Genomic DNA, 10,504 nt, shown 5'->3' with positions numbered 1-10,504 from the left:
TCCCCCTAGTCTCCACCACTGCCCCCGCAGATCGCAAGATGACGGATAAGATCGATAAGCACTGGTGAGTGTTTATCCATCCGATCCGTCGGATGATTGACATCGTTTAGAGAGATACAAAATCAACACTGTTTGGTTGCCGCGAGTGTGCGGTGATCTCTGGTTGGTTCCCCGCGAGGGGAAGGTTTTGCGCAGCGGTTGTTTCCTCGACCAAGCGCGGAATATCCCGATCAGAAAAAGAACAGAGTTGTCCAAGTCAAGTACACTAACCCCTCATTCACTTTGCATAGGGTGAATGAGATTGTCCTCGCCGCACGGCGAGGGCGGGAAAGTATGCTTCTGATCCGGAAAGATCGGCACCACACGAACCAGCGTGGTGTTTCGCTAGGCGTCAGCCTTGCTCTTTCTGGATCGGATCAAGCGCGAGAAGGGCGTTTGGTGGATGCCTTGGCAGTAAGAGGCGATGAAGGACGTGATACTCTGCGATAAGTCCTGGGGAGCTGAGAATAAGCTTTGATCCAGGAATTTCCGAATGGGGCAACCCACCTGAAAGTTCGTTATAATTGCTTCGGCACTTTATAACGGGCTTAAACAGGTACTTTTAACCTGAATACATAGGGTTTTAAGAGCAAACCCGGGGAACTGAAACATCTAAGTACCCGGAGGAAAAGAAATCAACCGAGATTCCCTGAGTAGCGGCGAGCGAAACGGGACCAGCCGAGTCCTGAGAGTGAATAGAATGGTCTGGAAAGGCCAACCATAGCGGGTGACAGTCCCGTATATGAAGCTCGATGGAACGTATCAAGTAGGGCGGGACACGTGAAATCCTGTTCGAAGATCGGAGGACCACCTCCGAAGGCTAAGTACTCCTTACTGACCGATAGCGAACCAGTACCGTGAGGGAAAGGTGAAAAGCACCCCGACGAGGGGAGTGAAACAGTACCTGAAACCGAACGCCTACAATCAGTCGGAGGGACCTCGAGTCCTGACGGCGTACCTTTTGTATAATGGGTCATCGACTTGGTCTATCTAGCAAGCTTAAGCCGTTAGGTGTAGGCGCAGCGAAAGCGAGTCTTAATAGGGCGTCGAGTTAGATGGATCAGACCCGAAACCGAGTGATCTAGGCATGACCAGGATGAAGGTTGGGTAACACCAACTGGAGGTCCGAACCCACACCTGTTGAAAAAGGTCGGGATGAGTTGTGCCTAGGGGTGAAAGGCCAATCAAACTCGGAGATAGCTGGTTCTCCGCGAAATCTATTTAGGTAGAGCGTCATCCGAATACCCCGGGGGGTAGAGCACTGGATGGGTAATGGGGCCCCACAGGCTTACTGATCCTAACCAAACTCCGAATACCCGGGAGTACTAGATGGCAGACACACTGCGGGTGCTAACGCCCGTAGTGGAGAGGGAAACAACCCTGACCTCCGGCTAAGGCCCCCAATTCATGGCTAAGTGGGAAAGCAGGTGGGACGACCAAAACAACCAGGAGGTTGGCTTAGAAGCAGCCATCCTTTAAAGATAGCGTAACAGCTCACTGGTCTAATCAAGTTGTCCTGCGGCGAAGATGTAACGGGGCTCAAGCCATGAGCCGAAGCCGAGGATGCGCATAGCGCATGGTAGCGGAGCGTAGTGTGACATAGCACCTATCCTCTTCTGCATCCTTCGGGATGCAATGGAGGACAAGGTGCTTTCTGTGAAGCCGGGCTGTAAGGCATCCGGTGGAGAGATCACTAGCGAGAATGATGACATGAGTAGCGACAAAGAGTGTGAGAGACACTCTCGCCGAAAGTCCAAGGGTTCCTGCTTAAAGCTAATCTGAGCAGGGTAAGCCGGCCCCTAAGGCGAGGCCGAAAGGCGTAGTCGATGGGAACCAGGTCAATATTCCTGGGCCATGTGGTGGTGACGGATCGCAGGGGTAGTTCTTCCTTATCGGATTGGAAGGGCTGCTGAGCGGTTCCTGGAAATAGCCCCACTTTTAGACCGTACCCTAAACCGACACAGGTGGACTGGTAGAGAATACCAAGGCGCTTGAGAGAACGATGTTGAAGGAACTCGGCAAAATACCTCCGTAAGTTCGCGAGAAGGAGGCCCAGTTTCAACGCAAGTTTTGGCTGGGGGCACAAACCAGGGGTGGCGACTGTTTACTAAAAACACAGGGCTCTGCGAAGTCGCAAGACGACGTATAGGGTCTGACGCCTGCCCGGTGCCTGAAGGTTAAAAGGAGGGGTGAGAGCTCTGAATTGAAGCCCAGGTAAACGGCGGCCGTAACTATAACGGTCCTAAGGTAGCGAAATTCCTTGTCGGGTAAGTTCCGACCTGCACGAATGGCGTAACGACTTCCCCGCTGTCTCCAACATCGACTCAGCGAAATTGAATTGCCTGTCAAGATGCAGGCTTCCCGCGGTTAGACGGAAAGACCCCGTGCACCTTTACTACAGCTTCACACTGGCATCAGGCCATGCATGTGCAGGATAGGTGGTAGGCTTCGAAGCAGGAACGCCAGTTTCTGTGGAGCCTCCCTTGAGATACCACCCTTGCATTGCTTGATGTCTAACCGCGGACCGTTATCCGGTTCCGGGACCCTGTGTGGCGGGTAGTTTGACTGGGGCGGTCGCCTCCTAAAGCGTAACGGAGGCGCGCGAAGGTTGGCTCAGAGCGGTCGGAAATCGCTCGTTGAGTGCAATGGCAGAAGCCAGCCTGACTGCAAGACTGACAAGTCGAGCAGAGTCGAAAGACGGCCATAGTGATCCGGTGGTCCCAAGTGGGAGGGCCATCGCTCAACGGATAAAAGGTACGCCGGGGATAACAGGCTGATACTGCCCAAGAGTCCATATCGACGGCAGTGTTTGGCACCTCGATGTCGGCTCATCTCATCCTGGGGCTGGAGCAGGTCCCAAGGGTATGGCTGTTCGCCATTTAAAGAGGTACGTGAGCTGGGTTTAGAACGTCGTGAGACAGTTCGGTCCCTATCTGCCGTGGGTGTAGGATACTTGAGAGGAGTTGCCCCTAGTACGAGAGGACCGGGGTGAACGATCCACTGGTGGACCAGTTGTCGTGCCAACGGCAGTGCTGGGTAGCTATGATCGGACAGGATAACCGCTGAAGGCATCTAAGCGGGAAGCCCCCCTCAAAACAAGGTATCCCTGAGGGCCGTGGAAGACCACCACGTCGATAGGCCGGAGGTGTAAGTGCAGCAATGCATTCAGCTGACCGGTACTAATGGCCCGATAGGCTTGATCCGATCCAGGAACAGCAAGGCTGTTCCGATCAGACAAAAGCATACAACCCCTACACATACTTGACTTGGAAATGCTGCATCCAGCACGTGAGACGTGTCGGCCCGCAACCTGCTTCGCAGGTCGCTTCCGCCGACCAGACCCACTTGCTGCCTGCAGCAAGTGGGTCTTTCTCGGTTTGGTGGTCATAGCGCAAGCAAAACACCCGGCTCCATTCCGAACCCGGCCGTTAAGTGCTGCCGCGCCAATGGTACTGCGTCTCAAGACGTGGGAGAGTAGGTCACCGCCAAACCTAGCAAGGCCCACAAAAACCGTATCTCTCAAAACGATCTCCCCTGTCGCGGGATGGAGCAGCCCGGTAGCTCGTCAGGCTCATAACCTGAAGGTCGCAGGTTCAAATCCTGCTCCCGCAACCATAAACTCTACAAGTTGATCAGCCTCCTCTCGCAGGAGGCTTTTTGCTTTCCCAAACCACGCTCATCCACCACCGACAGTTCCAGGATGTCGATCAGCGCGCCCTGCAGGTCCACGCGCGTGACAGCAACCCGGACGAGGCAATCACTCCAAATTTCGGGCAAGTGCTCCAGCCCCCGGAACTGTCCGCCCGCCGCGCACAATGCGTCACGTGCCCGAACGCTCAGTTCGCCGAGCCGCAGGAGAAGCTGGCCGGGTCACGGGGATCGCCGCTGCCGTCGTATCGCACGACCTGCGGATAGGCGCAGACCGGCCGGCCGCCGTCAGGCTGGTGCTGCGCGTCGAGCCAAAGGGCTATGACCGCGTCGGGAGCCTGTCCGGTCTCGGTCCACGTGTCGATCTCGGTCAGGAAGTTCACATAGGACGGGCCGGGGCCGCCAGAGCAATGCTCGACGCCAGGCAACATGAAAAGGCGGACATCGGCGGCAGCACTCGGATCATGCGCGAGGACATCCTCGTAATAGCCGATCGTTCCGAGCGGCGGTATCGCGCTGTCCGACCATCCCGAATAGATCAGCAACTTGCCGCCCCGCGCGCGGAACGCGGACAGGTCCGGGGTCTTCGCATTCAGGGTTGCGGCGGCCACCTTGGAGTCCTTGGCGTAGGAGTCCGGATCGTAGTCCAGGTAACTCCAGTCTTCATCGTGATAGACGAAGTCGCGCATGATGCCGTTGCCGAAGCTGAACATGGCGCTTGGAGATATCGGAGGCTTGAAACCGCCGGACCCGATGCCCTCCTGGAATTCCTCGGTGAAATCGTCCAGCCCGCCCGTCAGCCAGCGGCTCGAGCCCCTCGGAGAGGTCTCGCCACCGAAGGAATAGCCGTAATTCAGCTGGATGCCAGCGGAATCCCTGGGGGCGTCGTAGACCGCCCTGATCGCGGCGACTTCCTCGGGGCTCAGGCACTCGTTGGTTGCACCGGCGTCGCATTGCAGGCTGGCAACGTCGAAGTGGCACTGGCGTGGATCGCTCAGAATACCGTCCTCGAGCCCGTCGAGCCCGTCGCAGGCCGCCATGTAGGATCGCTCGAGCAGCGCCTCGGCCTCGGGTCCCACCACGGCCCGGGACAGGTTGTCCGGGTCAGGGTACATCGCCCGGTTGACCTGCGTCGCCAGCGCTCCCATCCCGGTCCAGTCGATGGCCGGTGCCCCGGCCACGATCGAGTCGAAATCCTCCGGATATCGCGACGCCGACATGATCGCCTGGCCGCCGCCGCGGGAGCAGCCGGTGAAATAGCTGCGCGAAATCTGCCGCTGGTAATAGGCGTTGATCAGGGCCTTGGCGGTGACCGCCGTCCGGTGCACCGCGAGGTGCCCGAAATTGACCAGCGCCTCGAGATCGTCGAGCGCCCAGGACGCATCCAGGGGATGTCCCTGGTGGCCGGTGTCGGTGCCCACGGAGGCATATCCGGACTGGAGGGCACCGAACAGCAACGCGGAGTTCAGCACCGATCCGACGAAGCCGCCTCCGCCGCCCATGACGAACTTGCCGTTCCAGTCATCCGGCAGCAGGAGCTCGAAATGGATCTTGCCGCCGATCACGCCGTCGACCTTGCAGTGCGGCACCGGCGCGGTTTCGGCCGAGACCTGCGAGATGGTGACATCGGGCAAGACTGGCAGGTCCACCGTGCAGGCGGCCTGTGCCGAGGCGCCCTGGCCCCAGGCTGCGACGCCGGCGACCGAGATCGCCGCCAGGAGCCAACCGCTGCGCCGCGGGCCAAGAGGTCCGGTCGGCACCTTATCCTGTCCATGCAATGCCATCTTCATGGTCCTCCCGGTTGCGCGAGACAGGCCGTTGAACAGTCTCCTGCCAACCTGTCCTGGTCCTGCATTTGTCCGGTCCGGACGAGCGCCGCGACCGGCATTGCGGCACGGTTCGCTCGGCAGCCGAAGCCCTTGGTGTCGTGGCTGAAATCGGGCGACTGTCGCATTAATGCCAAAGCTTCCCGACAGGAGCGCGACGTACGCTCCATGTGCATGAAAGCCCGGTCGCTTTGGCCTGCTCCTCCAGCCTTCTCATGGAACCCTGCCGCGCATCCGCGCCCGTGTCGTTGACCGCAATCAACGCCGGGGAGAGGTTCAATCTTGAGGAGAAGCGGACGGCTACTTTGCCCGCTCCCTGATGGTCTCATGCGCGCGCGGTAAAGGTCCACTTCACGGGACAAGGCTCATCGTGGCGAAGGACGAGTTCGGGCTGCCTCCGGCCATGCCGAGCGTCTTGGCCTGCTGCCGATTTTCGGGGACCATCTCAGCGAGCAGCCGAACGTCCGCGGTGCAGAAAACCCGCGGGGTCAGCTCAGCGCAGATTTCAGACGGTCGCTGTGAGCAGATCTATCAATGAGATCCATTCATGATGCCGAAAATCCGATTGGCGCCGGTCTCGGGCCCATTCGCCACACCAGGGCCGAGATGCGAATGTGACCATTCCTCACCCTGACAGCAGTTGCGTCTCGGCCGGTGTTCAGCCCTCGTCGTGCGGGCAACTGTTGGCGAAAGTGAGCACAGGCCATTCCGACTGGCGCAGCGAGGTCTTCTTCACCCATCCCGATTGCTCGCCAAACTGGGCGCGGCACCAGATGCCGTCCGAGGCGGTGGCGCAGTAGTTCACCTTGAGGCAGCTGCCCGGCTCGAGAACTCCGAGCGCGCCCGCGTCGCCACGCGGCTGGCCGCGCACGTTGAGCTGGACCAGGACCTCGACATTCGCATAGGTCCCGCCCTCCTCGATCATCTCGGGCTGATGCAACTCCTCTTTCGGGGCACAGTCCTGCGAGTAGCCCCGGTAGATGCAGCGGTGCTTGCGCAGCGCGGCGGACAGGGCGGCGGCCTCGGGGGCCCCTTCGGAACGGTCGAGGATCAGCGTCCCCGCCTCGCCGACGACATCGCCGGTCACGCGGACCTGGTTGCCGCCGAGCAACGCGATCGACCCGCCGGTTTCGTTCATCAGGTGAAGCTGGCCGTTCTCGATGTCCCAACGCGCGAGCTCGGAGAGCGGCGCGGCACAGCCCGCGCTCGCCGCGGCATGACCGCGCTGCAGGTCGTCGGCGCCGGCCTCCAGCTCGATGCGGCAGGGTTCGGTGCCCGACGCGCGCGCGGCGTCGAAGCTGTACCATGCGCCGGAGAAGGCGTCGACAAACTGCTCGGCGGACTGGCTGGCAGCAGGCGTTGCGGACAGGGCGGCGAGCGCCAGAACGGCGAGAAGCGGGGTCTTGGTCATTCAATCCTCGAAGGGTCGGTCCTGCGGCAGGAGACGGGTCATGCCCGTCTGGCCTTCGCGCGGGTGTCGGGCCGTCCGGGGCGCCGCTTTGGGCGCGCCGGATGCGGGCCCGGCGGTCAGTAGCTGGCCTGGGTGATGGAGACGGCGCCGCCGTTGGAGTAGACGGTTGGCAGCGTCGCGGAGGTCAGGTTGTCACCGATCTGCGTGTAGGTCACGCTGGCGCCGGCCCCCTGCACCTGCAGTCCCGAGGTGTTGCCGTTGCCGATCTGCTCGAGCTTGCCGAAGGCCTGGTCGCCGGTGACCTCGACGCTGCCGGTATTGTCGTTGCCGGACTGGAAGAGCGCGCCGGTCGCGTCGAGGCCGAGGACGGTCACCGCTCCCTCGTTGCCGACGCCATCCTGCTGCAGGATGAGCGTCGCGAGCGTTCCCCCGGTGAGCGTGGCGCTGTTCAACTCCGCATCAGCGCCGGCGCCGGTATTGTTCTGCAACAGGACAACCGCTGCGGCCTCGCCGGTAAGCAGCACCTCGGCAATGTTGCCGAATCCCGTCTGCTGCGCGGGAAGCGTTTCGCCGAGTGCGCCGGAAATGGTAGACCCGGAGGCATCGCCCTGATCTACGAAAAGCGTGTTGCCCAGGCCGCCAAAGGAAGAATCCTGAAGAATGAACAGCGTATTATCGCTTCCCGCCTGAACGGTATTGGCGAGGAAGGCGCCCGCGATCAAGATCGGCGCGCCAGATTTCAGGAATGAACTCACTACATACTCTCCTTTAAGGCGGGGAAACGCTACCACGCGATCTGGGAAACGACCACGTTATTTCCGGTGCCGGTCTGACTAAATTGCACGGTGTTTCCGACACCCTGCTGGGTGATGGTTGCGGTGTTGCCACTTCCCACTGCGACACCGAGGATCGCGTTCTGCTGACCTTCCTGCACGGCATTGATAATGTTGTCGTATCCGATCGAGGCGTAGAGCGTTGAATTGAGATCGGAGTCGATCCTCTGCGACAGGTTCAACGATCCGGACCCGGGCAGTGCGCGGAAGTCCAGGTCAAGCCCAAAGCTCCAGCCATTTACGAAGTCGAGTCCAGCGCTAATCCCGAAATCCTCCGCTTTCCGCCCCGTCCCGGCGTGCGCGGCATTCGAAACTGCCGCACTTTTCTTCAGAAATGATGCGCCGTTGTCGGAGCCCGCGAAGGCATTTGGTGAAATGAGCAAGGTCACCAGCGCTGCAGAAAGGATGTTTGCAATCTTCATGGCGGTTTCTCTCGCTTATTTCCCTGCCGTATTTTCGCCTTTCGGGCTAATTCCGCACGATGGCGGAAATGTGGTCAGGTCAAGGAAGTTGCGTGCAGGGCCGTGGCTGTGCCGCGGCCCTGCGCCCGGGCGCCCTCAGCCCAGCACCCCGCCCGACTGCGCGGGCGGCGGCGGCGCGACGCTCTGCTCCTGCGGCGCGGGCGTCAGCTCGCGCACGATCGGGGCCTGCGCCACCTGCCGGGTCTGCGGCCGGGTCTGCGCGATATGGGCCGCGTTGCGGGTCTGCGGCGGCAGGACGAAGCGGGCGGTGGCCGGCATGGAGTCGCCGTATTTCTCGGCCCGGTAGCGGGCGATCAACTGCGCGCCCGCGGTCCGGTCGCGGAAGTCCCAAAGTCCCAACTCGGCGCCTTCGATGACCAGCGCGTAGACGGCCTTCTCGATCGCCTGCTGCACGGCCACCTGCTTGGGCTCGTTCGCGGTCATTCCGGCTTCCATCTCGAGCAACTCGTCGAGCATCACATAGCGGAACACGCTGCCGCGGATCGCCGAGGAGGCGATGCTCTTCTGGGTCATCACAGAGGCGAGAACTTCACCGGTGTCGGTCGAGACCGCGCGCAAACTCACGGTCACCGTGTCCATCTGCCACTCGCCATCGGCGCCGATGCCGAGGTAGCGGGCGCCGGCGCCACCGGTCTGCACGTTGCTGTCGTAGCCGACGATCCCGCCCTGCAGGAGGATGCCGGCGTGCAGCAGCGGCTTGAGCGCCGAGGGGTCGATGTCGGTCTCGCCTCGGTACTGGCGGCGCATCTCGGTGATGATCTGACGCTCGCGCACGAGGTCCTGCAGGCCCGAGCGGTCGAGCACGGCAAACCAGTGCCGCTCACCCGCGTCCTGAAGCGCCTTGATCAGCATGGCCGAGCCGCCCTGCGTGACGGCGCGAGACAGCGACTGCACCACGTCGCGCTCCTTGTACTGCCCGGTCAGGTCCGGGAAGTCGTAGACCGCGAGATTGATGCGCTCGGTCGGGGCCGGCAGCGCGCGCAGCGCGTGGTTCTGGTGGGTGACCTTCACAAGGGTCGGGTCAACGGTCTCGAAATAGCTGCTTTGCATGTCCGAGCAACCGGCGGTCGCGAGAAGCCCCGCGATGATCGCGAGCCTCCGGGCCAGTCGGGGAAGGGCGGGCATGGTCATGTCTTGTCCTGTCGTCGCCTGTCGTCGTTCTTGGGGATGCGCGGTCAGCTGGCGTCGGTGACGAGCTGAGGCACGATGATCTCGGTGACGGTGCCGTCGAGCGAGTCGGTGATGACCAGGCGGATCGAGTCGATGCTGCGCTCGAAGGTCACGGTCGTTGTCCCGAAGGTCACCGTGCCGTTCTCCTGCGGATTGTCGCCGAAGATGGCCGAGGTCACCTGGCCCGCCAGCGCCGAGAGCAGGCGCCCTTCAAGCTGGCTGACGAAGAGCTCGGCGTCGGATGTGCCGGAGCTCTTGGAGCTGCTGGAAGAGGACGACGAGTCCTTCGCGTCGCGCGCCGTGGCGTCGCGCTGCGCGTTCGCGGTGCCCAGAAGATGCGACGAGTTGAGGGGGTTTCCGCCGAAAGACGGATTGATCGGCTTGTAAACGAGGTCGCCCGCGCAAGCGGGAGAGGCGACGAGTAGGATCAAGCTCGCCCGGATGATCGCGGATTTCATGCTTCGCCTGTCAATTCGTGGTCGTGGTTCCGTATGGGCACTGTCGCTTTCGAGAATGCGCGGCAGGTATCCGAAATGTTTTCGGCCATTTCCATCCCGGAAATGCGACGAAGGCGAAAATGTTGCCAATTCGCACCCTCTCTCAAGATTACCTAAAGTAACTTTGCTTATTTCGAATCAAGTCGATTTGCTCTGGAATCCGATTTTCCGCCATGTTTTCTTGGGTTTTGGTCAAAAATCTCCCGCGGCCAATTAGTTAACAACTGGTTAATATTTGCGTATCTTGATTGCGTGATCAATCTGGATCGAATTTGGAAACGAAAAAAATTCTCATGTTTTACAGTTGGTTAAATACATAAGGAAGCGATTTCTCCCGTTTGGGATACTAAATGTGGTTATCAACGTCTTGATGTCGTCACCTTTTCGCCTCAATGTCTGGACCGTACAGAAGGATGTCTTGGGGGAAGACTGGGATAAGACGTAAGGGGCGTGAGCCGAAAGACATCTGACAACCGTGCTTGCCGGTTGGAGAAGGCCACGCTGGCCAACTTCCTGCTGCCATGAGTGATTGTTTCGGAGGTGCCCCCGGGCACTTTTCGAGGCGCGGGCCGTTCCACGGGCCGCGGCAGGTGGTCTT

At 60.6% G+C, this 10,504-nt stretch carries 6 protein-coding genes, 2 tRNA genes and 2 rRNA genes (1 of these 10 only partly in view); 4 read left to right on the top strand and 6 right to left on the bottom strand.

What is annotated here, in order from left to right; all coding sequences use genetic code 11:
- The 4 genes from PVT71_RS17665 to PVT71_RS17650 all read left to right on the top strand — a co-directional run.
- Positions 1-18, top strand: a tRNA-Ala gene (locus PVT71_RS17665); it begins 58 nt to the left of the window's first position.
- A 396-nt stretch (positions 19-414) separates the two neighbouring features.
- Positions 415-3,243: ribosomal RNA gene (locus PVT71_RS17660) — 23S ribosomal RNA — on the top strand.
- A gap of 172 nt (positions 3,244-3,415) precedes the next feature.
- Positions 3,416-3,530 (top strand): 5S ribosomal RNA (rrf, locus tag PVT71_RS17655).
- A gap of 47 nt (positions 3,531-3,577) precedes the next feature.
- Positions 3,578-3,654: transfer RNA gene (locus tag PVT71_RS17650), tRNA-Met, on the top strand.
- Positions 3,655-3,875: 221 nt separating this feature from the next.
- Here PVT71_RS17650 and PVT71_RS17645 read toward each other — a convergent pair.
- From PVT71_RS17645 to PVT71_RS17620, 6 genes are all read right to left on the bottom strand, one after another.
- Positions 3,876-5,477 carry a tannase/feruloyl esterase family alpha/beta hydrolase gene (locus PVT71_RS17645; RefSeq protein ID WP_353475378.1) on the bottom strand — a complete coding sequence of 534 codons (1,602 nt, stop codon included), beginning with the start codon at positions 5,475-5,477 and terminating at the stop codon, positions 3,876-3,878.
- A 694-nt stretch (positions 5,478-6,171) separates the two neighbouring features.
- The gene (locus tag PVT71_RS17640; protein ID WP_353475377.1) at positions 6,172-6,924 is read right to left on the bottom strand and encodes an AprI/Inh family metalloprotease inhibitor; all 753 of its coding nucleotides are present in this window, start codon (positions 6,922-6,924) and stop codon (positions 6,172-6,174) included.
- Between the two features lie 116 nt (positions 6,925-7,040).
- Complete coding sequence (locus PVT71_RS17635; RefSeq protein WP_353475376.1) at positions 7,041-7,679, bottom strand: hypothetical protein; 639 nt, start codon at positions 7,677-7,679, stop codon at positions 7,041-7,043.
- A 29-nt stretch (positions 7,680-7,708) separates the two neighbouring features.
- On the bottom strand, positions 7,709-8,179 hold the full coding sequence (locus tag PVT71_RS17630) for a curlin repeat-containing protein (RefSeq protein ID WP_353475375.1): 471 nt from the start codon (positions 8,177-8,179) through the stop codon (positions 7,709-7,711).
- Between the two features lie 135 nt (positions 8,180-8,314).
- The gene (locus tag PVT71_RS17625) at positions 8,315-9,370 is read right to left on the bottom strand and encodes a CsgG/HfaB family protein (protein ID WP_353475373.1); all 1,056 of its coding nucleotides are present in this window, start codon (positions 9,368-9,370) and stop codon (positions 8,315-8,317) included.
- Between the two features lie 44 nt (positions 9,371-9,414).
- Positions 9,415-9,867, bottom strand: a complete 453-nt coding sequence (locus tag PVT71_RS17620) for a curli assembly protein CsgF (RefSeq protein ID WP_353475372.1) — start codon at positions 9,865-9,867, stop codon at positions 9,415-9,417.
- Positions 9,868-10,504 lie beyond the last annotated feature (637 nt).

It is taken from the genome of Salipiger sp. H15, assembly GCF_040409955.1.
In the GTDB taxonomy this organism is placed as follows: domain Bacteria; phylum Pseudomonadota; class Alphaproteobacteria; order Rhodobacterales; family Rhodobacteraceae; genus Salipiger.
The sequence above is the reverse complement of the archived record's forward strand: the minus strand, read 5'-3'. Positions and strand labels throughout refer to the sequence as shown.